This is a genomic window from uncultured Eubacterium sp. (assembly GCF_945980375.1).
In the GTDB taxonomy this organism is placed as follows: Bacteria; Bacillota; Clostridia; order Oscillospirales; family Acutalibacteraceae; genus Eubacterium_R.
On sequence record NZ_CAMFQO010000002.1, the window covers coordinates 24,315 to 46,643 of the forward strand.

The 22,329-nt window shown below is 43.2% G+C and carries 23 protein-coding genes, 1 tRNA gene and 1 riboswitch; of the genes, 18 read left to right on the forward strand and 6 right to left on the reverse strand.

The features are described 5' to 3' along the window. Positions 1 to 53: 53 nt before the first annotated feature. The 8 genes from Q0P34_RS01040 to Q0P34_RS01075 all read left to right on the forward strand — a co-directional run bounded on the left by Q0P34_RS01040 (position 54) and on the right by Q0P34_RS01075 (position 8,162). Positions 54 to 872 (forward strand): ParB/RepB/Spo0J family partition protein, encoded by an 819-nt coding sequence (locus tag Q0P34_RS01040; protein WP_294951620.1) that lies wholly within the window; start codon positions 54 to 56, stop codon positions 870 to 872. Positions 873 to 1,076: 204 nt separating this feature from the next. Further along, positions 1,077 to 1,838 (forward strand): AAA family ATPase, encoded by a 762-nt coding sequence (locus Q0P34_RS01045; protein ID WP_294951622.1) that lies wholly within the window; start codon positions 1,077 to 1,079, stop codon positions 1,836 to 1,838. Between the two features lie 6 nt (positions 1,839 to 1,844). Beyond that, on the forward strand, positions 1,845 to 3,143 hold the full coding sequence (locus tag Q0P34_RS01050; RefSeq protein WP_294951624.1) for a hypothetical protein: 1,299 nt from the start codon (positions 1,845 to 1,847) through the stop codon (positions 3,141 to 3,143). A 9-nt stretch (positions 3,144 to 3,152) separates the two neighbouring features. Further along, the gene (locus tag Q0P34_RS01055; protein WP_294951626.1) at positions 3,153 to 3,995 is read left to right on the forward strand and encodes a ParB/RepB/Spo0J family partition protein; all 843 of its coding nucleotides are present in this window, start codon (positions 3,153 to 3,155) and stop codon (positions 3,993 to 3,995) included. A gap of 39 nt (positions 3,996 to 4,034) precedes the next feature. Next, on the forward strand, positions 4,035 to 5,321 hold the full coding sequence (gene serS / locus Q0P34_RS01060; RefSeq protein ID WP_294951628.1) for a serine--tRNA ligase: 1,287 nt from the start codon (positions 4,035 to 4,037) through the stop codon (positions 5,319 to 5,321). A 65-nt stretch (positions 5,322 to 5,386) separates the two neighbouring features. Then, positions 5,387 to 5,462 (forward strand) — tRNA-Gly (locus tag Q0P34_RS01065). 394 nt (positions 5,463 to 5,856) lie between these two features. Further along, entirely contained in the window at positions 5,857 to 6,414 is a 558-nt protein-coding gene (locus tag Q0P34_RS01070; protein WP_294951630.1) for a LemA family protein, read from the forward strand. After that, complete coding sequence (locus tag Q0P34_RS01075) at positions 6,414 to 8,162, forward strand: DUF2207 domain-containing protein (RefSeq protein ID WP_294951632.1); 1,749 nt, start codon at positions 6,414 to 6,416, stop codon at positions 8,160 to 8,162. The genes Q0P34_RS01070 and Q0P34_RS01075 overlap by 1 nt, the downstream gene beginning before the upstream one ends. A gap of 20 nt (positions 8,163 to 8,182) precedes the next feature. Here Q0P34_RS01075 and Q0P34_RS01080 read toward each other — a convergent pair whose 3' ends face one another. Further along, positions 8,183 to 8,998 carry a Cof-type HAD-IIB family hydrolase gene (locus Q0P34_RS01080; protein WP_294951634.1) on the reverse strand — a complete coding sequence of 272 codons (816 nt, stop codon included), beginning with the start codon at positions 8,996 to 8,998 and terminating at the stop codon, positions 8,183 to 8,185. Between the two features lie 465 nt (positions 8,999 to 9,463). Here Q0P34_RS01080 and Q0P34_RS01085 point away from each other — a divergent pair, with 465 nt between their 5' ends. From Q0P34_RS01085 to Q0P34_RS01115, 7 genes are all read left to right on the forward strand, one after another. Beyond that, positions 9,464 to 10,042 (forward strand): xanthine phosphoribosyltransferase, encoded by a 579-nt coding sequence (locus Q0P34_RS01085; protein WP_294951932.1) that lies wholly within the window; start codon positions 9,464 to 9,466, stop codon positions 10,040 to 10,042. Between the two features lie 58 nt (positions 10,043 to 10,100). Continuing rightward, complete coding sequence (locus Q0P34_RS01090; RefSeq protein ID WP_294951636.1) at positions 10,101 to 11,360, forward strand: BMP family ABC transporter substrate-binding protein; 1,260 nt, start codon at positions 10,101 to 10,103, stop codon at positions 11,358 to 11,360. A gap of 105 nt (positions 11,361 to 11,465) precedes the next feature. Then, positions 11,466 to 13,001: an ABC transporter ATP-binding protein gene (locus tag Q0P34_RS01095; RefSeq protein WP_294951638.1), complete on the forward strand. Its 1,536-nt coding sequence runs from the start codon at positions 11,466 to 11,468 to the stop codon at positions 12,999 to 13,001. Continuing rightward, entirely contained in the window at positions 13,001 to 14,110 is a 1,110-nt protein-coding gene (locus Q0P34_RS01100) for an ABC transporter permease (RefSeq protein ID WP_294951640.1), read from the forward strand. The genes Q0P34_RS01095 and Q0P34_RS01100 overlap by 1 nt, the downstream gene beginning before the upstream one ends. A 1-nt stretch (position 14,111) precedes the next feature. Next, positions 14,112 to 15,092 carry an ABC transporter permease gene (locus Q0P34_RS01105; protein WP_294951642.1) on the forward strand — a complete coding sequence of 327 codons (981 nt, stop codon included), beginning with the start codon at positions 14,112 to 14,114 and terminating at the stop codon, positions 15,090 to 15,092. 4 nt (positions 15,093 to 15,096) lie between these two features. Then, complete coding sequence (gene hpt, locus Q0P34_RS01110; protein WP_294951644.1) at positions 15,097 to 15,645, forward strand: hypoxanthine phosphoribosyltransferase; 549 nt, start codon at positions 15,097 to 15,099, stop codon at positions 15,643 to 15,645. Between the two features lie 171 nt (positions 15,646 to 15,816). Continuing rightward, the gene (locus tag Q0P34_RS01115; protein WP_294951646.1) at positions 15,817 to 16,740 is read left to right on the forward strand and encodes a CAP domain-containing protein; all 924 of its coding nucleotides are present in this window, start codon (positions 15,817 to 15,819) and stop codon (positions 16,738 to 16,740) included. Positions 16,741 to 16,798: 58 nt separating this feature from the next. Here the strand turns inward: Q0P34_RS01115 and trxA are convergent, their stop codons facing one another. The 5 genes from trxA to Q0P34_RS01140 form a co-directional block, all read right to left on the reverse strand. Further along, on the reverse strand, positions 16,799 to 17,104 hold the full coding sequence (gene trxA / locus Q0P34_RS01120; RefSeq protein WP_366783438.1) for a thioredoxin: 306 nt from the start codon (positions 17,102 to 17,104) through the stop codon (positions 16,799 to 16,801). 10 nt (positions 17,105 to 17,114) lie between these two features. Continuing rightward, a complete protein-coding gene (locus tag Q0P34_RS01125; protein ID WP_294951649.1) occupies positions 17,115 to 17,354 on the reverse strand; it encodes a hypothetical protein in 240 nt (79 codons plus the stop codon). Between the two features lie 95 nt (positions 17,355 to 17,449). Then, positions 17,450 to 18,403 (reverse strand): L-lactate dehydrogenase, encoded by a 954-nt coding sequence (locus tag Q0P34_RS01130; protein ID WP_294951651.1) that lies wholly within the window; start codon positions 18,401 to 18,403, stop codon positions 17,450 to 17,452. Between the two features lie 14 nt (positions 18,404 to 18,417). Continuing rightward, positions 18,418 to 19,113: a spore cortex-lytic enzyme gene (gene sleB / locus Q0P34_RS01135; protein WP_294951654.1), complete on the reverse strand. Its 696-nt coding sequence runs from the start codon at positions 19,111 to 19,113 to the stop codon at positions 18,418 to 18,420. A gap of 22 nt (positions 19,114 to 19,135) precedes the next feature. Then, positions 19,136 to 19,411, reverse strand: a complete 276-nt coding sequence (locus tag Q0P34_RS01140; RefSeq protein ID WP_294951656.1) for a hypothetical protein — start codon at positions 19,409 to 19,411, stop codon at positions 19,136 to 19,138. A 405-nt stretch (positions 19,412 to 19,816) separates the two neighbouring features. Between Q0P34_RS01140 and Q0P34_RS01145 the strand changes: the two genes are divergently transcribed. From Q0P34_RS01145 to Q0P34_RS01155, 3 genes are all read left to right on the forward strand, one after another. Beyond that, positions 19,817 to 20,635: a DNA glycosylase gene (locus Q0P34_RS01145; RefSeq protein WP_294951659.1), complete on the forward strand. Its 819-nt coding sequence runs from the start codon at positions 19,817 to 19,819 to the stop codon at positions 20,633 to 20,635. Between the two features lie 8 nt (positions 20,636 to 20,643). Further along, positions 20,644 to 21,366 (forward strand): 16S rRNA (uracil(1498)-N(3))-methyltransferase, encoded by a 723-nt coding sequence (locus Q0P34_RS01150; protein ID WP_294951661.1) that lies wholly within the window; start codon positions 20,644 to 20,646, stop codon positions 21,364 to 21,366. 46 nt (positions 21,367 to 21,412) lie between these two features. Next, a riboswitch (FMN riboswitch) is annotated at positions 21,413 to 21,533 on the forward strand. Between the two features lie 120 nt (positions 21,534 to 21,653). After that, on the forward strand, positions 21,654 to 22,259 hold the full coding sequence (locus Q0P34_RS01155; RefSeq protein ID WP_294951663.1) for an ECF transporter S component: 606 nt from the start codon (positions 21,654 to 21,656) through the stop codon (positions 22,257 to 22,259). The last annotated feature ends 70 nt before the right edge of the window (positions 22,260 to 22,329 follow it).

A 22,329-nucleotide genomic window follows, 5' to 3' on the forward strand; every position in this document is an offset into this window, starting at 1 on the left:
CTTTTCTTTTTGCTATGTTTATGATAATATAAATGTAACGAAAGGACAGGCGTATGAACAACATATCATATATTGCAACGGAAAAGCTGTTGCCAAATCCAAACCAACCAAGACATCAGTTTCAGTCTGAGGAAATGCTTGCGCTTGCAAATTCAATAAAGGAAAACGGTATTCTTCAGCCACTCCTTATTCGCAGAATGAACAACTCCGATTACTGCGAGATTATTGCAGGCGAACGAAGGCTGCGTGCCGCAATACTTGCAGGCATTGACACGGTCCCCTGCATAGAAATGGATATTGACCGAGAGAAAAGTGCAGTTTATTCGATATTAGAGAATGTGCAGCGAGAGGATTTGTCTTTTTTCGAGGAGGCTGCGGCTATCGGTCAGCTTATGTCTGTGTTTGGAATGACACAGCAGGATATATCCAAGGCGCTCGGCAAAAGCCAATCGGCGTTGTCTAACAAGGTAAGATTGCTTAAACTGCCGGTAGATGTAAGGTACTTTATAGAAAAGGAGGGCCTGACCGAAAGACACGCACGCGCACTCCTTAATATAGAAAACGAAAAGGACATATGGACGGTGCTTAATGTAATTAAGGACAGGCACCTGAATGTTGCTCAAACAGAAAGCTACATTGCCACCTTTTATGCAAAGCCTAAAAAGCAAAAACGCACACAGCATCCTATATATAAGGATTTCAGAATATTTGTAAACACGGTTAACAAGGCGATAAAGACAATGCAGGAATCGGGCATTGATGCCGTGTCGGACAAAACAGAAACCGAAGATTACATTGAGTATCGCATAAAGATACCAAAGGCAACTGTTGGCGAACCAAAATTGAAGGTGCTCCAACAAAAACAGGCTTAAAATGGGTAAAACCATTTTAACATATTCTCCTCTTTTCATCACAGCGAAGCAGACGGGTTAACGCCCGTCTGCTTTGCTTTTGTTTCACGTGAAACAATGAGCTCCACATATTGATGTTCCACGTGAAACATACACCATATATTCACCTTGATATAGTACGGTAATAGTTGTATAATATAAACAGTACAATAATGAGGTGAATTTATGGGCAAAACAGTTGCAATATTTAATCAAAAGGGTGGCGTTGGCAAAACAACCACCTGCGTTAATATGGCGGCTGCTCTTGGGCAAAAGGGCAAGAAAACCCTGCTTATTGATATTGACCCACAGGGCAACAGCACATCAGGCGTAGGCATAGACAAAAGCCAGGTGCAGTTCAGCACATATGATGTTCTGATTGGCGAGCAAACAGCTCGTTCAATTATGATAGAAACAGAGTTCAAAAACCTTTTTATCCTCCCTGCCAATATGAACCTTGCAGGCGCAGAGGTTGAAATTGCCGAGCTTGAAAACAGAAACAGTTGCCTAAAGCGTGCCATTGCAACGCTTGTAATGGAATTTGATTATATTATTATTGATTGCCCGCCGTCACTCGGTATGCTTTCGATTAATGCTTTGGTAGCCGCCGATACTCTTATTGTTCCTTTGCAATGCGAGTATTACGCACTTGAGGGCTTGAGTCAGCTTGTGTCAACCGTTAGAACAATCAAGCAACACTATAACGAGCACCTTGAATTAGAGGGCGTACTGTTTACTATGTATGACAGTAGGTTAAAGCTAAACCAAATGGTAATTGACGAGGTTACACAGTATTTTCCGGGCAAGCCGTACAAAACAATGATACCGCGCTCGGTAAAAATAGCAGAGGCGCCAAGCTTTGGCAAGCCTGTAATTTACTACGAAAAATACTCAAAGCCGTCATTTGCATACAAAAAATTCGTAGAGGAATTTTTGAAGAATCAGTAATTATTTATGGAATTAAACAAATCGCAGAAAACAACTGCCGTATTGCTCAAAATATTTGCCACACTAATGCTACTGCTAAATTTGGCAAATCTGCTTATCGGTACAAAATCTTATTTCGGCATCGGCACAACATTTATCTATATGCTCCCGTCGTTGACGGCGTCGCTTGCCGTGCTTGTGCTGTTGATAACACCGTGCAACTCAAAAAGGCTGCTATCTATGCCGTTTATGGTACTCGGCTTTGCGGATTTGATAAAGCTTTGCTATCTGCTTATGATCAGAGCCGATTTGAACGCAGGTGTGTACATAGCATTTGTGCTGAAAACGGCAATGCTTTTTGTTGCAGGCTTTGTATCGCAGGGGTGTCTGAAAGCCAAGGGCAAAAATTGGTGGCTTATGCTTTTGCCGTCGGCACTTGCACTTATCCAAACGGTGTGCTTTAAGATGCAGTACCGTCTGCCGAGCTATATGGGTAGAGGTGAGTCAACTCATTTTGACAGAGTTATGGATACGGGCGAATGGTGTGTTGCACTGGCTATTGCATTGCTTGTAATGTCTCAAATGGGTTTTGCCTTGCTTGATGTTCAACATAAACACTCTGCACCGACACAAGCACGGTTGGTTGTATCGTCGCTGATGTTCGGCATATCGTTTTTGGCACAGATATATGTCTGTGTGGAAATGATTACGGAAAATTGGTTTTACGACGGTCGCCCTGTTGGAATGCTTGATTTTTTCGATTACTTTGTCGGTATGACGTGGTTGATGATAGCCGTAGCAATCACTGAGCTTGTACTGTTTATCCGGTATGTAACAAAGGCAAAAAGGCATGAGCTGTATTTGTCTGATATGACCGATTTTTCTATCTACGCAGGTGTTCATCATATTATTATCGGTCTTGCTGTGATAGAATGTCTCGGCGCTTGCGGAGAGGGATTGTTTGAAATGCTTTTGGGCTTGGCGACCTACGGCATTTCGGCTCCGATAGTTTTTGTACTGTGCATAGCGGTATTTCTTGTTGGCAATATTTCTCCGTCAAAAAAGCAGTACCTTACGGCTGTGGCAATAATATTTGCCGTACTGTTTACGGGTATGGGTGTTGTTATGGCGTTCAGTGATTTTACATATTACGCAATGGACGGCGGTCTTTTGACACAAAGAATAGCAAACGCTTTTTGTGAAACAGGCGGATTGTTTGTATATTCAAAAATTTTGAACATAATCATTATAATCAAGTACGCTTCGATGGGTGTTGGCTGTGCATTGCTTACAGGATGTGCAAGGCCGAACGAGGCGAAGCAATAGGAGGAAAATATGGCGAAAATGTCAGGACTCGGCAAGGGGCTCGGTGCTCTTATGCTGGAAAATAACACAGACAGTATGGTGTCTACAAGCACCTTAAGCATTAACGAAATTGTTCCAAACAAGGAGCAACCGCGTAAAACATTTGACGAAACTGCACTTGCGGAGCTTGCGGATTCTATCCGTCAGCACGGCGTGCTTCAGCCCTTGCTGGTACGCCCTCTTGCAAACGGCGGATACCAGCTTGTTGCAGGTGAACGCAGGTGGAGGGCAAGCCGTATGGCAGAGCTCAAGGAGGTTCCCGTAATAATCAAGGAGCTTTCCGACACCGAGGCTATGGAAATAGCCATCATTGAAAACCTGCAAAGAGAGGACCTTAACCCTATTGAAGAGGCGGAGGGCTTGCAGGCACTTATTGACAAATGCGGATACACTCAGGAGGAGGTTGCCGTTTCTGTCGGAAAGTCAAGACCTGCGATTACAAATTCTTTGCGACTTCTTAAACTGCCCCAAGAGGTAAGAGATATGGCAAAGGACGGCGTTATTTCCGCCGGTCACGCAAGGGCATTGCTTGCATTTGACAATCAGCCTATGATGATTGAATGTGCAAAGCAGATTGTACCTAAAAAGCTGACGGTAAGAGATGTGGAAAAAATGGCAAAGCGCCCTGCAAGGGCAAGCGAGCCTAAGCGCACCCAAAGACGCGACAGCTTTTACGACGAGGTTGAGCTTTCGCTCAGCGAGGCACTCGGCACAAAGGTAAAGGTATACAACGGCAGAAGCAAGGGCACACTTGAAATAGAATTTTATACCCTTGATGACCTAAAAAATATTGCAAATGCGATTGCAAAGTAATATAATACATATTTGAAAATAATTTGTAGGAGAACGACTATGTTAGATATTAAATTTGTCCGTGAAAATCCGGAGCTTGTTAAGGAAAACATCAAAAAGAAATTTCAGGAGCATAAGCTTAACCTTGTGGACGAGGTTATTGCTCTTGATGAGGAGCGCCGTACCGTTATTTCAAGAGCGGACGAGCTCAGAGCAAACAGAAACAAGATTTCAAAGGAAATCGGTGCTTTGATGGCACAGGGCAAAAAGGAAGAGGGTATGGCTCTTAAAGAGCAGGTTACCGCACAGGCAAAGGAGCTTGAGGAGCTTGCTGCAAGAGAAACCGAGCTTAACAACGAGGTTACTCAAAGAATGATGATGATTCCAAACATTATTGACGAGTCTGTGCCTATCGGTAAGGACGACAGCGAAAATGTTGAGGTTAAAAGATACGGCGAGCCTGTTGTTCCTGATTACGAAATCCCTTATCATACCGATATTATGGAAACCTTTGACGGTATTGATATGGAGGCTGCCGGCAGAGTTGCAGGTAACGGCTTTTACTACCTTATGGGTGACATTGCAAGGCTTCATTCGGCAGTTATCAGCTACGCGCGTGACTTTATGATTGACCGTGGCTTCACATACTGCATTCCACCGTATATGATTCGCTCAAACGTTGTTACAGGTGTTATGAGCTTTGAGGAAATGGATGCAATGATGTACAAGATTGAGGGCGAGGATCTGTACCTTATAGGAACATCGGAGCACTCTATGATAGGCAAGTTTATCGACACAATTACACCGGAGGAAAAGCTTCCTCTCACACTCACATCATATTCCCCTTGCTTCCGTAAGGAAAAGGGTGCTCACGGCATTGAGGAGCGCGGTGTGTACAGAATTCATCAGTTTGAAAAGCAGGAAATGGTTGTTGTTTGCAAGCCTGAGGAGTCTATGTACTGGTTTGACCAGCTGTGGCAGAACACAGTTGATTTGTTCCGTTCGCTTGACATTCCCGTTCGTACACTTGAGTGCTGCTCGGGCGACCTTGCAGACCTTAAGGTAAAGTCTGTTGATGTTGAGGCTTGGTCACCGAGACAGCAGAAATACTTTGAGGTTGGCTCATGCTCAAATCTTACAGACGCGCAGGCAAGACGCCTAAAGATAAGAGTTAAGGGCGAAAACGGCAATTATCTTGCTCACACCCTTAACAACACAGTTGTTGCACCGCCGAGAATGTTGATTGCATTTTTGGAAAACAACCTTAACGCAGACGGCTCTGTTTCTATCCCTGAGGCATTGCGTATGTATATGGGCGGCAAGGACAAAATTGTTCCCACAAGATAATTATAAGAAAAATTAAAAAAGCCTTGACAAATGACCTGATTGCAGATATAATATGTTTTGCAATCGCGGATTTAGCTCATCCGGTAGAGCGTCACCTTGCCAAGGTGAAGGTAGCGAGTTCGAGTCTCGTAATCCGCTCCAGAAATAAAGGACCTGTCATCTGACAGGTCCTTTATATTGTCGATAAAGTGGGCTGAACCACGCCAAAAGAGGATATAAATGGCTCCCCTTATTGTAAGGGGAGCTGTTGAGCGAAGCGAAACTGAGGGGATAAAAAGCAGATTGAACATCGAGTTCAATCTGCTTTTGGCGTTTTTCGCCTTTTGCTCGGTCGAGGTACCCTCGTACATCTTCCCTCGCAAAATGCGAAATTCAGCTCCATTTCTCAACAATCTACCAGCTTGCCGAAATTTATAATTTGACTTTTTCGACACGCTGAAAAAACCTGTCGTTTGACAGGTTTTTTGTTTTTCTTGAAAAATATATACTGTTGTGATATATTGAAATTGAACTAATATTTTAAGGGGGAGTTCATATGAAATATGCAATTATTGCCTTGGTGGTGCTTGTGGTGCTTATTGCAGTTTACATTGCATCAACCTACAACTCATTTGTAAAGGGTAAGAATTCGGTTGAGGAGGCATTCTCCACTATGGATGTTTACCTTAAGAAAAGATGGGATTTGATTCCGAATATTGTATCGTCTGTTAAGGCATATGCAAAGCACGAGGCTCAAACACTTGAAAATGTTATCGCCGCACGAAACGGCGGTTATGCAAGCATGAATCCGCAGGAGAAGATTAAGGCAAATTCGGAATTGAACGAGGCAATCAAAAGCATCAACATTGTTGCCGAGCAGTATCCGCAGCTTAAGGCAAACGAAAACTTTATTGAGCTTAATTCACAGCTTAAAAAGACCGAGGAGGATATTGCAAACGCCCGCAAGTTTTACAATGCGGTTGTAAAATCCTTTAACAACAAGGTGGAGATGTTTCCGTCGAGCATTGTTGCGTCAATGTTCCACTTTGAAAAGAAGGAAATGTTTGTTGTTGACGACGAGAGCGAAAGAAAGGCTGTAAAGGTAGAGTTTTAATGAAAACACACTTTAAGCATGCAATAATTTGTATGATTATGGCTGTAATTGTCCTTATGCCTGTTACCTCCTTTGCCGAGGAGCAGGAGGTGTTCGACGACAGCTATTACTACAATTACGGCTATGAAAATTATGATTACGAAATATCTGCCTACGATATAGGTATTGTTGTTAATGAAGATAACTCGCTTGATGTTACCGAAAAAATTACTGCCTGCTTTAATGTTCCTAAGCACGGCATATTCAGATATATTCCGTATGTAAACACAGTTAAGCAGAGCGACGGCAGTATACAGAAAATCAAGTCAAGGGTAAGCGGTGTTGATGTCAGCGATAATTATGAAACATACACCGAAAACAACAATTATGTTATCAAAATCGGTGACGCAGACACAACGATTACGGGCGAAAAGCAGTACACAATATCCTACACCTTTGATATGGGCAAGGACGCAAATGACGGCTTTGACGCTTTGTATTATAACATTATCGGCACCGGCTGGGATACAAGAATAAGCAACGTAAGCTTTACGATAACAATGCCGAATACCGATTTTAACACTGACAAGCTTTCGTTTTACATAGGAGAATACGGTAGCAACGACAGTAACGGCGTTGCCTACACGGTTAACGAAAACGTTATTAGCGGTACCGTTGACAGAGCGATTAATCCAAACGAGGCGTTAACCGTCACCCTGTTTCTTGACGAGGGATATTTCACCTTTAACTATGCCCTGCATTATACGGCATTAGCCCTGCTTGTGCTGATTCCGCTTATTGCTTTGGCTATTGTGTTTATTCTTTGGAAAAAATACGGCAAGGACAAAAAGATAGTTGATGTTGTCGAGTTTTATCCGCCTGAAAATATGAACAGTGCCGAGGTTGCACTCTGGAGCAAGGGCAATGCAAGTCAAAATGACGTTATCGGATTGTTGATTGAGCTTGCCAACGAGGGCTACATCAATATTGAGGAAATAGAAAAACGGGGCATAAAAAAATCCTTTGAATGTAGAATTTCAAAGGCAAAGGATACATATACAGGTGACGACAGGCTTAAAGGTATGTTCTTTGACGGCTTGTTCAAAAACGGCACAAGAAATACGGTTATGCTGTCCGACCTGGAGGAAAGCTTTTACAAGACAGTCAATTCTATTCGGCAAACGCTTAATATGGAAACGTCAAAGGTGTTTAACAACAAATCTCTGCTAATGAGGCTTGTCGGCTGGATAGCGGTTGTTGTCGGTGTTGCGGTTGATTTCCTTATTTTTAGGTCTGTGTTTGTGGGCAATGAAAGATTTGTTTTCTTCGGTATCGGCTTAATCATTTCACTGATTGCGTTTTGCTTTGCGTTCTTCATCAGGCAAAGAACAGATGAGGGACACGATATAAAGCAAAAGATAAACGGCTTTAAGATTTTTCTTGAATCGGCAGAAAAGGAAAGGCTTGAGGCGTTGGTTGAGGAAAACCCAACATATTTTTATGACATTTTGCCGTATGCCTATGTTTTAGGTGTGTCGGACAATTGGATAAAGAATTTTGAGGGCATTGCCGTTGAAAAGCCGAGCTGGTATTACGGCAACGACTTTAACACAATGACAATGCTGTATTTTATGAACCGCACAATGACGGATATATCAAGGGCAATGGTGTCTGTTCCGTCCGATAATGCCTCGGGCGGAGGCTTTGGCGGTGGAGGCGGCGGCTTCTCCGGCGGTGGCTTTGGCGGCGGAGGCGGCGGAAGCTGGTAGCCTCAAAAATTTCATAGCAGCTATTTTATTATCATTTCTATGCCGTGGGCGATTCCGTCCTCGGCATTTGATTTTGTAATATACTTTGCGTGAGCCTTGCACTCCTGTGTTGCGTTGCCCATTGCAAATCCGTACTTGCAAAAATCAAGCATTTCGCAATCATTACCTGCGTCGCCGAATGCCATACATTCATCCGCGGTAATTCCAAGCACCCTGCACATTCCCTCAAGTGCGGTACCCTTGTTTACATTTTTTCGTGTAAACTCCATGCTTGTCGGCAGAGATGACGCAAGATATATTTCGTCAAAGCCCGACAGGTAATTCCAACAGTTTTCGTAATCCTGTCTGTCATCAAAATAAACGGTGAGCTTTTCAATATCCTTTTTGTTAAGGGCTTGCTTTAGGCTTTCAACCCCTGTCATCTGCCCCATAAGAGTGTCAACAAATTTTTGAGGCAAGGCATCCTTTGGAAAAAATTCACCCTTGTCGGTTTGGTAGTAGCTGACGCCGTCAACATAAACCTCAAGAAATGCAGGCATTTTGTCAAGGGTACAGAGCACCTCCCTGCAAAAGCTCCAAGGCATAAAGGATTTGTATATTGTTTTTTTGCTTCGTCTGTCGTACACTCCTGCACCGTTTGAATAAATGATGTAATCTATCTCGGGCACCTGCTCGCACACATCGCCGATAATTGCCAGGGTTCTGCCGGTTGCAATGCTGATTTTGGCACCTCGGTCGTGAGCGAGCCTTAATGCTTCCTTTGTTTTTTGTGTAACGGTCATATGGTCGGCAGACATAAGAGTTCCGTCCAAATCAAGAGCAATAAGCTTCACCATTTTCTGTTAAATCTCCTTTGTACAATTCATTATATCATACACCAAATATTGCAGATTATCAACCATTGCCTTAGCCTAACAGTATCCGAACCTAATAGCCTAAAGTAAGGTAATTATGGTATCTGTCGCCATTTTTTGCCTTGATATACGGCAGTATAACTTCGTCAAAGAAATGACGACAGCTACACAAACTAACTCACTTTAGGTGCGTAGCAGTTTATATTAAACAAATTTTTAATTAGACAAGGCATATTTTTAATTGCATACTTGCGTATTCAATTAAAAATTAACGCAGTATAATCGTAAATTTGTTAATATAAACCTAATTTTGTTCGAATACTGTTAGGCTATTTGCAAAAAAGTTAAAAAAGTTAAAAAAGTGTATCAAACATAAAAAAATGTTGAATTTTGCAAAGATATAATATATTATATAAGCGTGACAAAACTATGTTAGGTGGTACAGCTATGGATTTGCTAAAGAAGAAAATTCTTGAAGAAGGACAGGTTTATGCCGGAAACATCCTTAAAGTAGACTGCTTTCTTAACCACCAGATCGACTGCGGCTTTTTGGCTGAGGTAGGTAAGGAATTTCATAGACTGTATAAAGATGAGGGCATCAATAAGGTTCTGACAATCGAGGCATCAGGTATTGCTATCGGTACTATGGTTGCGCAGGAATTTGGGTGTCCTTTAGTTTTTGCAAAGAAAAACAAAACAAAAAACATTGCAGGCGATGTTTATACCGCACAGGTTGAGTCCTTTACTCACGGCACCACCTATAACATTATGGTCAGCAAAAAATTTCTTAACCCCGGTGACAAGGTGCTTATTGTTGACGACTTTCTTGCCATAGGCAACGCGCTTAAGGGGCTGATAAGTCTTGTTAAGGAAAGCGGTGCAGAGCTTGTGGGCTGCGGCACGGTTATCGAAAAGGGCTATCAGCACGGCGGCGACGAGCTTCGTGCCGAGGGCATAAGGGTAGAAAGCCTTGCTATTATTGAATCTATGGACGCCGACAAGGGCGAGGTAGTTTTCAGAAATTAGGTTATTAGACGGAAACGTCTGTAATATAAATCATTTTTATAAAACGGAGGAAACACAAATGAAAATCACAAAAAGAGTTTTGGCTGTTATCCTTGCCGCTTTGTTTGCAGTAGCTGCATTTGCAGGCTGCTCAGCAGCAACTGACGGCGAGGGCGAGAGCAATGCAAACGCAAAGACTGTTAAGTTTGGTTTGATTACTCTTCACGATGAAAACTCAACCTACGACAAGAACTTTATTTCTGCTGCTGTTGAGGCTGCAGAGGCTTGCGGTGTTGAGCTTGTTCAGAAGAACAACATTGAAGAAGGTCAGGCTGCTTACGAGGCTGCTGCAGAGCTTGTTGACGAGGGCTGCAATCTTATCCTTGCAGACAGCTTCGGTCACGAGGATTATCTCATCCAGGCTGCAAAGGACTTCCCTGAGGTACAGTTCCTTCACGCAACAGGTACAAAGGCTCACACAGAAGGTCTTTCAAACTTCCACAATGCATTTGCCGCAATCTACGAGGGCAGATTCCTTGCAGGTGTTGCTGCAGGTGAAAAGCTCAACGAGATGATCGAGGCAAAGAAGATTACTGCTGACAAGGCAAAGATGGGCTATGTAGGTGCTTACACTTACGCAGAGGTTATCTCTGGCTACACATCATTCTACTTGGGTGCAAAGAGCGTTTGCCCAACAGTAACAATGGAGGTTTCATTCACAGGCTCTTGGTATGATGAAACTGCAGAAAAGGAAGCTGCTCAAAAGCTTATCAACAACGGCTGCGTACTTATTTCACAGCACGCTGACTCAATGGGTGCTCCTACTGCATGCGAAAAGGCAGGCGTACCAAACGTTTCATACAACGGTTCAACAGAATCTGCTTGTCCTGAAACATTCATCGTTTCATCAAGAATCAACTGGGCTCCTTACTATGAGCATTGCATCAAGGCTCTTCAAGAGGGCAAGGAAATTGAAACTGATTTCGTTGGTACAGTAGCTGACAATTCAGTTTGCCTTACAGATTTCGGTGCAAAGGCTCCTGCTGCAAAGACTGCAGAATCAGTTGAGGCTGCAAAGAAGGGCTTGGCTGACGGTTCAATCCACGTATTTGATACATCAACATTTACTGTTACAGTAACAGCTGACAAGAACGTAAATGCAAAGGTTGACGCTGACGGTCACCTCACAAGCTATATGGCAGATGTAAATTCAGATGCTAACTATGAGGCAGATACAGAGGTTGTATCAGACGGCTATTTCCACGAGTCAGAGTACCGTTCAGCTCCATACTTCGATCTTCAGATTGACGGTATCGAATTGCTTGACGTTGCATTCTAATAATCCTTAATTCATAACACTACCCGTGGCGGAGGCGACTCCGTCACGGTATAGTTATTTTATGATGAGCATATTTTTAATTCTTTTATGATAAACGAGGTCGCCATGGAAAACAAATTAGCTTTAGAATTAAAGGGCGTTACCAAGAGCTTTGGCAAGGTTGTTGCCAACAATAATGTTTCTCTTGATGTTCGCCACGGAGAAATTTTGGCTATCCTGGGTGAAAACGGTTCCGGCAAAACCACACTTATGAATATGGTGTCCGGTATCTATTTCCCTGACGAGGGGCAAATCTTTGTTGAGGGAGAAGAGGTTGTTATCAAATCTCCAAAGGATGCTTTTAAGTATAAGATAGGTATGATACATCAGCACTTTAAGCTTGTTGATGTTTTTACTGCTACCGAAAACATAATTCTCGGTGTAGAGGATGAAAAAAGATATAACATTAAAGAGGCGAAAAAGCGCGTTAAGGCCATTACGGACAAATACGGCTTTAGCATTGATTTAGACAAAAAAATATACAATATGTCTGTGTCCGAAAAGCAGACGGTAGAAATTATTAAGGTATTGTACAGAGGTGCGGATATTCTTATTCTTGACGAGCCAACCGCTGTGCTTACCCCACAGGAAACGGAAAAATTATTTGATGTTCTTCGCAATATGCGCAAGGACGGTAAATCAATTATCATAATAACCCACAAGCTTCACGAGGTTTTGGAAATATCCGACAGGGTTGCAATTCTTCGCAAGGGTGAGCATATAAAAACGGTTGAAACAAAGCAAGCAACCGAGCAATCGCTCACCGAGGCCATGATGGGTGAAAAGGTAGACTTAAATATCATAAGAGAAGAACCTAAAAACGTTAAGGAAAGACTTGATGTAGAAAACCTGACCGTTATCAAAAGAGACGGCACAAAGGCACTTGACAATGTTTGCTTTAAGGCATACGGAGGAGAAATCCTCGGCATTGCCGGTATCAGCGGCTGCGGTCAAAAGGAGCTGCTTGAATCCATTGCAGGGCTTCAGCAGACCACCAAAAAATCAAGCATTCTTTATAAGCCGGACGACCTTGGACCGCAACAGCTTGTAGGCAAGTCACCGCGAGAAATCCGCAAGCTCGGCATTGCCCTTTCGTTTGTACCTGAGGACAGACTCGGTATGGGACTTGTCGGCAATATGGATATTGTAGACAATATGATGCTGCGTTCCTACAAGGGAGGCAAAACCGCATTCCTCAGCAGAAAAGAGCCAAAGATGCTGGCAGACGATATTATTGAAAAGCTTGAGGTGTCCACCCCGAGCGCGTCAACCCCGGTTAGACGACTGTCAGGCGGTAACGTGCAAAAGGTGCTTGTCGGCAGAGAGATTGCCTTGGGTCCAAAGGTGCTTATGGTGGCGTATCCCGTAAGAGGACTTGATATTAATTCATCGTACACCATTTACGGCTTGCTTTCGGAGCAAAAGGAAAAGGGCACGGCAGTTATTTTTGTAGGTGAGGATTTGGACGTTCTCATCGAGCTGTGCGACAGAATTATGGTTATTAATTCAGGCTGTATTACAGGTATTGTGGACGGCAAGACCGCTACAAAGGAAGAAATCGGCCTGCTTATGACAAAGAGTGTTGAAAGGGAGGAAGAATAATGGCAAAGAAAAATTCCGTTAAAGAACCTCTGTTTCACGTTGTAAAAAGAGATTCTGTTTCAAAAACAAAATCTTGGGCAATCCGTATCATTGCCATTGTGCTTGCCCTTGTTTTTTCGGGCATACTCACAATGCTTCTTACGGGCGAAAACCCAATCAGTGTATACATCACAATGTTTGAGGGTGCGTTTGGCAGCAGCCGAAAGGTGTGGAAGCTTTTTCAAAATCTTGCAATGCTGCTTTGCGTATCGCTTGCATTAACTCCTGCGTTTAAGATGCGATTTTGGAACATCGGCGGCGAGGGCCAGGTGCTTATCGGCGGACTTGCAACAACAGCCTGTATGGTATTGCTCGGCGGCAAAATTCCAAATGCGTTGCTCATTTTGGTGATGATAATTGCATCTGTGCTTGCAGGTGCGCTGTGGGCATTAATTCCCGCAGTGTTCAAGGCAAGGTTCAACACAAACGAAACCCTGTTTACACTTATGATGAACTATGTTGCAATTCAGCTTGTATCGTATTTTTGTATGCTTTGGGAAAATCCTAAGGGCGCAGGCAAAATAGGCATTATCAACCGTGACACAGAGGCAGGTTGGCTCCCTGTTATCGCAGATAAGAGCTACCTGCTTAACATTCTTGTTGTGCTTGCAATTACGGTAGGAATGTACATTTACCTTAAATATTCAAAGCACGGATACGAAATCTCCGTAGTAGGTGAGTCCGAAAACACGGCAAGATACATTGGAATTAACGTAAAGAAGGTTATTTTAAGAACAATGTTTCTGTCGGGTGCAATCTGCGGTATTGCAGGCTTGCTGCTTGTAGGAGGCACAGACCATACAATCTCTACCACCACCGCGGACGGCAGAGGCTTTACCGCCATTATGGTATCGTGGCTTGCCAAGTTTAATCCTATATATATGATACTCACGTCATTCCTTTTGGTGTTCCTTGAAGCAGGCGCAGACCAAATCTCTATGATTTTCGGCCTCAACCAAAGCTTTTCGGAAATCATTACGGGTATAATTTTGTTCTTCATTATCGGCAGTGAGTTCTTCATTAATTACAAGCTTCAGTTCCGTAATTCATCAAAAAAGGAGGCAAAGTAATATGTTTTCTTTTCTTCACAGAGCCATAATGCAAGGCATTCCGCTTTTGTTTGGCTCAACCGGTGAAATTATTACAGAAAAATCAGGCAACCTGAATCTTGGTATTCCGGGTATTATGTATATCGGCGGTATGAGCGGTGTAATAGGCGCGTTCTTTTATGAAAACAGCCTTACGGATAAAGGTGACGCAAATGCTTTTCTTGCAATTTTTATTCCGCTTATTTCCTGCGTGCTCGGCTCGCTTCTCGCCGGAATGATTTATTCGTTCCTGACAGTTACACTAAAGGCAAACCAAAATGTTACAGGTCTTGCACTTACAACCTTTGGTACAGGCTTCGGCAACTTTTTCGGTGGCTCGCTTATCAAGCTTACAGGCGCAGATGTTCCTTCTGTTGCATTGTCAACAACATCTGCATATTTCAGCAAAACAATGCCTTGGGCAGAAACAACAGGCTGGTTCGGCAAGCTGTTTTTGAGCTACGGCTTCTTGGCTTATCTGTCAATCATTATTGCGCTTGTATGTGCGTTTGTTCTTAACAAAACAAGAGCAGGCCTGCATTTGCGTGCAGTAGGTGAAAACCCTGCAACAGCAGACGCCGCAGGCATTAATGTAGAAAAAACAAAGTACATTGCTACGGGCATAGGCTCAATCATTGCAGGCTTGGGCGGATTGTATTACGTTATGGACTACGCAAACGGCGTATGGTCAAACGACGGCTTCGGTGATAGAGGCTGGCTTGCAATCGCACTTGTTATCTTTGCAATTTGGAAGCCGAACCTCAGCATATTCGGTTCAATCGTATTCGGTGGGCTTTACATTGTTTATCTTTACGTTCCGAGTGCATTGCGCACACAGGAGCTGTTCAAGATGATTCCTTATGTTGTTACAATTATTGTGCTTATCGCAGTAAGTGTAAGAAAGAAAAAGGAGGACCAGGGTCCTGCTGCTTTGGGTCTGTCCTACTTTAGAGAGGAACGGTAACAGTATGGCAAATTTGGACAATAATATAGAAAAGGTGCTTGTTACACAGGAGGAGCTTGACGCTATCAACCGCCGCCTCGGCAAGCAGATTACCAAGGATTTTGAAGGTAAAAATTTGCTTGTTGTGGGTATTCTTAAGGGCTCGCTGTATTTTATGGCAGACCTTACAAGATGTATTGATTTGCCGCTTAAGGTGGATTTTCTTGCAGTATCAAGCTACGGCGGAGGCACTCGCTCATCGGGTGCAGTAAAGATTATTAAGGATATTGATATTGACCTTCAGGGCTATGATGTTTTGCTTGTTGAGGATATTCTTGACTCCGGCAGAACTCTTGAGTATGTTAAAAATATGCTCAGCGCAAGAGGTGCAAACAGTATCTCAATAGTCACCCTTCTTGACAAGCCCGATCGCAGAGTTGTGGATATTCATCCGGATTATGTCGGCTGTGATGTGCCCGACGAATTTGTTGTCGGCTACGGTCTTGACTATGATCAGGATTACAGGAATATCCCGTACATAGGCTCGCTCAAAAGAAGCATATATGAAAAATAATTTATGGCTCCTCTTGATTAAAGGGGAGCCAAGCTGTTTATCGGAGTGTTCGAATTGCTCCCTTGTATAAACGGACAACCTGTTTTTTGTGCATTGTGCAGATTTGTGCCTTTAATTATAGACATTAATCATTTTGTATGATAGTATAATATTAAGAAACGAGGTGTTACTATGAAAAGGATAATTTCATTGTTATTGTCGATTGTAATGCTGACAGGAGTTTTGAGCGTTGCGGGAATGTCTGCAAGCGCAGGCAGCACCGTTTCTGTGCAGTATTGTCAAACTCAAGCACGTAAAATGCTTGGTATGATTAATAATTTCAGGGCATCAAACACATGGTGCTGGGATGAGGGCAACACTAAAAAGGTAAGCTATCCAAAGAGAAATACGCTTGTTTACGATTACGACCTTGAAAAAACAGCTATGCTTCGCGCGGCAGAGATTTCTGTTAAATTCGACCATACTCGTCCAAACGGCACATCACCGTTTACCGCATATTCCTATTACAAACCCGGTGCCGTCGGTGAAAACATTGCGGTGACAGAAGGCATGGGAAATGATCCTCTACCCGTATTTGAGCTTTGGCGCGAGGATAACGAAAAGTACGAGGGTCAGGGCCACAGAAGAAATATGCTTGGCAGCAGCTTTACCGCTGTGGGTATTGCCTGTGCTTATATTAACGGTAAATATTACTGGGTGCAGGAATTCAGAGATGTGGTAGTTGACTCAGCTCAAACCCCTGCGGTTAACGGCGTGGTAAATGTTGTTGCCGACGGTACAGGCAAAATTGAAACAAGCAAAGCCAAGGCTCCTACTGTTAAGACTCCTAAAATCACTTATATTAAATCTACCGCAAAGGGCAAGCTGAAGTTTAAGTGGAATTCTCAGGCAAATGTCAGCAAGTACCAAATTCAGTACAGCTACAGCAAGAGCTTCAAAAAAGCAAAAACCAAAACCCTTTCGTACAAAACAGGTGCCGTCACCATAAAAAAGCTTAAATCAAAGAAAAAGGTTTATGTTCGTGTTAGGGCAAAAAATAAGGCCACCGGAAAATATACCAAATGGTCAAAGGTGAAATACGTTAAAATTAAATAACACAATAATATAAAAATTCGCTGTTGCCTTTGTGTGCGACAGCGAATTTTCTTTTCGTTTATTTTACAAGGTTGATTACAGAGTCCTTGTCGATATAGCCGATAGATTGGTTAACAAGCTCGCCGTTTTCAAAAACAAGCAGGCAGGGAATGGACATAATTCCGTACTCAAGCGCAAGCTCTCTTGCCTCGTCACAGTTGACCTTGCAAAACTTTACGTCATCTATCTCCTCGCTTACCTCTTCAATTACAGGCCCGAGCATCATACAAGGTCCGCACCATTCTGCCCAAAAGTCAACCAAAACCTTTCCGTCAAAGCTGAGCACCTCTTTGTCAAAGTCTTCCGTTGTAACATTAAAAACCATAATTATTCTCCTATCTGTTTTGATTTATTATTGATGACAGCATGGAAAAAAGCTCCTTGTCCTCTTCTGCAACCCTAAAATTAGTGCGGATTTTTTCTCCGCTTACAGTTGTTACGGAAATTTCAAGCACGGCACCGGTGTCTATTCTTGCACCCGCGTCGTTAAAGAACATAGCAAGCTTGGGATGCCTTGAATTGAATCCCTCTACCTTTTCCTTTAGCTGTAAAAGTGCCATTGGGTTAAATGCCATAATCTCATCTCCTATTACATATACTGTAATGCAAAAGTCGAATTATGTCAATATAGATAGAAAAATAATTGATAGGATTTATTTCGCTTGCTTAATCAAAAATCGATGTCCTTGATTATTGAGTGTAGGGTGTCTGCCGAATGTTTAATTGCCTCCTGCTCCTCGTCGTTTAACGGAATATCAATGTTCCTTTCAACTCCGTTTTCACCCACAATCGCAGGCATACTCAGTGCAACATCATTTATCCCGTACAGTCCGTTTTGTATGCACGAAACGGGGAGGATGGATTTTTGGTCAAGCACGACAGCCTCGCAAATACGCTTGACGCTCATCGCAATGCCATAGTAGGTGGCGTTTTTCTTTTTGATAATTTCGTAGGCAATGTTTTTTACATCGTCTGCAATTTCGTCCATTTTTTTGGGATGACAGATGTCACCGCAGTTTTTTTTGCAAAAACACCTAAGCGGAATTCCGGAAACATTTGCGCTGCTGAACGCGGCAATTTCGCTGTCGCCATGCTCGCCGAGAATAAACGCGTGAACGCTCCTTGCGTCAACGCCAAGATGCTCACCGAGAAGGTGCTTGAGCCTTGCCGTGTCAAGAACAGTGCCCGAGCCGAACACCCTGTTTGACGGCAGACCTGAAAGCTTCAGTGCAGTGTAGGTCAGAATATCAACAGGGTTTGATACTATCAAAAGTATACCGTTGAAGCTTCGAGTTGATATTTGCCCGATTATAGATTTGAATATCTCCACGTTTTTATGCACAAGGTCAAGGCGGGTTTCACCCTCCTTTTGTCCTGTTCCTGCGGTGATTATTACAATAGATGCATCGGAAATGTCGTCATATGTGCCTGCATAGATTTGCATAGGCTTTGAAAACGGCAGTCCGTGGCTGATGTCGAGCGCCTCACCCTCTGCCCTGTCGTGATTTGCGTCAATCAGCACAAGCTCGTTGAACAGACCGCTTTGCATAAGTGCAAAGGCACACGCCGAGCCGACAAATCCACAGCCGATAATTACAGCCTTGCGTATATTACTGTTTATCATATTGCACCCTCACCTCAAATGCAAAATCTGTGGTTGCCTATGGTTTTGATTACCGGACGCGAGTGCATAAACGAATCGCTTGTTTTTGCAGGATTAAAGTAATAAATTGCTCCGCCTGTCGGGTCCCATCCGTTAAGGGCGTCTTGTGCCGCGCGCTTGCTTGACTGTGCAACGGGCTGATACCAGTTGCTGTCGTTTACGCAGGAAAATGCACCCTTTTGGTAAACCACTCCGGATAGCGAATCGGGAAATGACGGGTGCGCCACCCTGTTTAGAATAACTGCACCTACGGCAACCTGACCCTCGTAGCTTTCGCCTCTTGCTTCTGCCGAGATAACCTTTGCGAGCAGCTCAACATCTGCGTTCGTATAGCCGTTATTACCGCTGTCACTCAAGCCGAGGTAAAGCAGAGTTGTTTTTCCGCAAATGCCGTCTGCCGTAATTCCGCAGTTTTTTTGGAATGCCGTAACTGCCTTACGGGTTTGTGAGCCGTAAACTCCGTCGATGGCACCGTTGTAGTAGCCGAGCGACTGAAGCTTTTGCTGAATCTTTTTTACCTCGCTGCCGCTTGAGCCTAATTTTGACAGGGCATAAATGCTCTCTTCCTTAATAAAGCTGTCGTATACAATTGAGCCGGCGCCTGCAACACCTAGCATAATTGCAACGGCAAGGGTGAATGAAATGACGGTTTTTGTAATTTTGTTTTTCATAAGCCTCTCCTTATATCTTATCCTATATAATATTAAAGTCCTTTAGCAAAAAAGCCACACACGCCGAGCACAAAACCGACAACCCTGCATACAGGGCGATTAATAGTATTCGCTTTGTGCTTCTTTTTTGCTTTGGCGGTCGCAGAGCAGTTGATGTTGATATTTTTTCAGCCTCGTTTTTTATTGCTTTGTCGTCATAGCCCTGCGAATCGGGACGAACAAAAAAGATAATTTTTTCAAAATACGGTGATTCCGGATTGGTGATTTCAAGTATTTGCTTGTTTACTCCCTTTAACATTTTCAGCTTCCTTTCAGGGTGCGTTTTTTCGGTGCACCAAATTATACAAATAGTGTTTGAAAATTACATAAAAAATATTCAAAATTCGGCAACATCATTTTCTACATTTTTTACAGAAATTTTTTCTTGACAGCCCCTTTGCATAACAAATCGTATTAAAAAGTCGAAAATCAAAAATGTGGAAAACTATGTGGAAAAGGTGTAAAACTTGCACTCAAAAGGCTATAATTCGCCGTTTTTGAGTGTTGAAAACTCAAATTATGCATAACTTTCAACATTTTACACATAGTTTTCAACAAAAAATTATTTTTGAATTTTTTGTATAAATTGCTATTTTTGACTTTAAGTCTTGACAAAAAAATGATATAATTCAATTATTACAAATAGTGATTTTGAGGAAAAGATATGAACATCCACACAGAAAAAAACGATATAATTGTTGACGGGGTAACCTGCCTTGATTTAGACCTGACTCTTGATTGCGGTCAGGCGTTCAGGTGGGAGCGTCAGGAGGACGGCTCGTACTGCGGAGTGGCAGGCGGACATTTTTTGCATATAGAAAAAAGGGACGACACCTTAATTTTTCATAATACCACCAAGGATGTTTTTAATTCCTTTTGGGTAGGCTACTTTGATTTGGAAAAGGATTATGACGAAATCTGTGACAGGCTCAGGCAGGACAGTCTTCTCAAATCCACGGTTGATGAATATTACGGAATTCGTATTCTTAACCAAGACAGCTGGGAGGCGCTATGCTCCTTTGTTATCAGTCAGCAGAACAACATTAAAAGAATTAAGCTGATTATATCGCGTCTGTGCAGGGCATACGGTGATGAGGTCGCAGAGGGATATTATTCGTTTCCGTCCGCGCAAAGGCTTGCCGAGCTGTCGGTTGAGGATTTTGAGGCGCTCGGAACGGGTTACCGTGCGAAATATCTTGAGGCACTTGCAAAGGGAGTGGCAGGCGGAGAGATAGACCTTGAATACATAAAATCGCTACCGCTTGCAGATGCAAAAAAGGAGCTGTTAAAAATTTACGGTGTGGGCGAAAAGGTTGCAAACTGTGCGTTGCTTTTCGGTATGCAGTTTTATTCCTGCCTGCCCCTTGATGTTTGGATGAAGCGTGTAATGGAGCTGTACCCTAACGGCCTGCCCAAAAGCTTTGAGGGTATTGAGGGTATAGCGCAGCAATATCTGTTCCATTGGGCAAGGAATAATTTGTGAGGTGAACAATGCAAAAGTTATTTGTTGATAGTGTAGACAGTGGAAGAATTGTGCTTGACGGCGAGTCTGCAAGGCATATTGCAAAATCATTGCGTATGCGTGTGGGCGATATGATTTGCGTTACCGACGGCGGTGAAGATGATTACGGCTGTCAGATAGAGAAAATCACAAGGGACGAGGTTGTCCTAAAGGTTTGCTATAAGCAGGCGTGCGAAAGCGAGCCTACATGCAGGGTGACAATATACCAGGGTGTGCCAAAAAGCAGTAAGCTTGAGGATATTATTCAAAAGTGTGTTGAGCTTGGCGTAACCGAAATTGTACCAACCTTAACAAAGCGCTGTGTTTCAAGGCCTGATGACAAATCGGCAGGAAAAAAGAATGTGCGCTACCAAAAGATTGCGCTTGAGGCGGCACAGCAAAGCGGCAGAGGAATAGTACCGCAAATTCAAAATATGAAAACCTTAAAGCAGGCAGTAGCCGATGACGACAGCGAGGTTAAGATAGTGTTTTACGAGGGCGGCGGCGAAAGGCTGACAGATATCGTAAAGCCAAATGCTAAAAGCGTTGCCGTGTTTATAGGACCCGAGGGCGGATTTGAGGAATCGGAGGTAGAGCTGATAGAGTCAGCAGGCGGAGTTCGGGCAACTCTCGGCAAGCGTATCCTTCGCACCCAAACGGCTCCCGTTGCCGCGCTGACGGCAATAATGCTCCTTACAAACAATTTGGAATAATATTTGGTATTGACAAATTGTGCAAGGCATATTATTATATGAATACAAAATATTTCGGGGCGAGGTGCAATTCCTCACCGGTGGTACAGTCCACGACCTGTCGCAAGGCAGCTGATTTGGTGCAATTCCAAAACCGACGGTTACAGTCCGGATGAAAGAAATATGAAGCTAATATTTAATTGCCTGTGCTATGATGCAGTTCAGGTAAAGCAGAGCTTGTCTTTCGCCCCAACATATCTTTATGTTGGGGTTTTTCTTATGCCGTCCCGGGCAGGAAAGGATCAACTATGTCAAAAAACAGCATCACAAAATCAAACAAGCCAAACAAAACTCACCTTATTGTAGGCAGCGGTGTGCTTGCCGCCGTGGCAACAGCGCTTCAGTATTTGGAAATTCCGTCACCCGTAAGCTTTATTGCGCTTGACTTTTCCGATTTGCCTGCGCTTCTCGGTGCATTTGCGTACGGCCCTGTTGCCGGTGTGCTTATTGAGCTTGTTAAAAACATTATCCACCTTGCAGTAAGCAAAAGCGGATACGTAGGCGAGCTGTCAAACTTTATTCTCGGTGCGGTGTTCACCCTTACGGCAGGCCTTATTTACCAAAAGGGCAAAACAAAAAAGAGTGCAATCATCGGCGGTGTAATCGGTGCGGCAATTATGGCACTTGTCAGCTATCCGTCAAACCTCTTTGTTGTTTATCCGTTTTATTACAACTTTATGCCAAAGGAGGCTGTGCTTGCAGTGTATCAGGAGCTCTTTAATGTTAAGAGCATAGAAATGGCAATCCTTATCTACAATGTTCCGTTTACATTTATCAAGGGATTGATAAGCGTTGTAATCTGTGCGCTGATTTACAAGCCGCTTCGTCCGTTCCTAAAGGGCAAAAACAAATAATTAAAAAAACCAAAAATACCTATTGAAAAGTTCCTCTCCATACTTTATAATAGGTAAGTACAGACAGATG

Coding starts and splice junctions, on each gene's coding strand:
- Q0P34_RS01040 (WP_294951620.1), top strand. CDS start 54: ATGAACAACATATCATATATTGCAACGGAAAAGCTGTTGCCAAATCCA.
- Q0P34_RS01045 (WP_294951622.1), top strand. CDS start 1,077: ATGGGCAAAACAGTTGCAATATTTAATCAAAAGGGTGGCGTTGGCAAA.
- Q0P34_RS01050 (WP_294951624.1), top strand. CDS start 1,845: ATGGAATTAAACAAATCGCAGAAAACAACTGCCGTATTGCTCAAAATA.
- Q0P34_RS01055 (WP_294951626.1), top strand. CDS start 3,153: ATGGCGAAAATGTCAGGACTCGGCAAGGGGCTCGGTGCTCTTATGCTG.
- serS (WP_294951628.1), top strand. CDS start 4,035: ATGTTAGATATTAAATTTGTCCGTGAAAATCCGGAGCTTGTTAAGGAA.
- Q0P34_RS01070 (WP_294951630.1), top strand. CDS start 5,857: ATGAAATATGCAATTATTGCCTTGGTGGTGCTTGTGGTGCTTATTGCA.
- Q0P34_RS01075 (WP_294951632.1), top strand. CDS start 6,414: ATGAAAACACACTTTAAGCATGCAATAATTTGTATGATTATGGCTGTA.
- Q0P34_RS01080 (WP_294951634.1), bottom strand. CDS start 8,998: ATGGTGAAGCTTATTGCTCTTGATTTGGACGGAACTCTTATGTCTGCC.
- Q0P34_RS01085 (WP_294951932.1), top strand. CDS start 9,464: ATGGATTTGCTAAAGAAGAAAATTCTTGAAGAAGGACAGGTTTATGCC.
- Q0P34_RS01090 (WP_294951636.1), top strand. CDS start 10,101: ATGAAAATCACAAAAAGAGTTTTGGCTGTTATCCTTGCCGCTTTGTTT.
- Q0P34_RS01095 (WP_294951638.1), top strand. CDS start 11,466: ATGGAAAACAAATTAGCTTTAGAATTAAAGGGCGTTACCAAGAGCTTT.
- Q0P34_RS01100 (WP_294951640.1), top strand. CDS start 13,001: ATGGCAAAGAAAAATTCCGTTAAAGAACCTCTGTTTCACGTTGTAAAA.
- Q0P34_RS01105 (WP_294951642.1), top strand. CDS start 14,112: ATGTTTTCTTTTCTTCACAGAGCCATAATGCAAGGCATTCCGCTTTTG.
- hpt (WP_294951644.1), top strand. CDS start 15,097: ATGGCAAATTTGGACAATAATATAGAAAAGGTGCTTGTTACACAGGAG.
- Q0P34_RS01115 (WP_294951646.1), top strand. CDS start 15,817: ATGAAAAGGATAATTTCATTGTTATTGTCGATTGTAATGCTGACAGGA.
- trxA (WP_366783438.1), bottom strand. CDS start 17,104: ATGGTTTTTAATGTTACAACGGAAGACTTTGACAAAGAGGTGCTCAGC.
- Q0P34_RS01125 (WP_294951649.1), bottom strand. CDS start 17,354: ATGGCATTTAACCCAATGGCACTTTTACAGCTAAAGGAAAAGGTAGAG.
- Q0P34_RS01130 (WP_294951651.1), bottom strand. CDS start 18,403: ATGATAAACAGTAATATACGCAAGGCTGTAATTATCGGCTGTGGATTT.
- sleB (WP_294951654.1), bottom strand. CDS start 19,113: ATGAAAAACAAAATTACAAAAACCGTCATTTCATTCACCCTTGCCGTT.
- Q0P34_RS01140 (WP_294951656.1), bottom strand. CDS start 19,411: ATGTTAAAGGGAGTAAACAAGCAAATACTTGAAATCACCAATCCGGAA.
- Q0P34_RS01145 (WP_294951659.1), top strand. CDS start 19,817: ATGAACATCCACACAGAAAAAAACGATATAATTGTTGACGGGGTAACC.
- Q0P34_RS01150 (WP_294951661.1), top strand. CDS start 20,644: ATGCAAAAGTTATTTGTTGATAGTGTAGACAGTGGAAGAATTGTGCTT.
- Q0P34_RS01155 (WP_294951663.1), top strand. CDS start 21,654: ATGTCAAAAAACAGCATCACAAAATCAAACAAGCCAAACAAAACTCAC.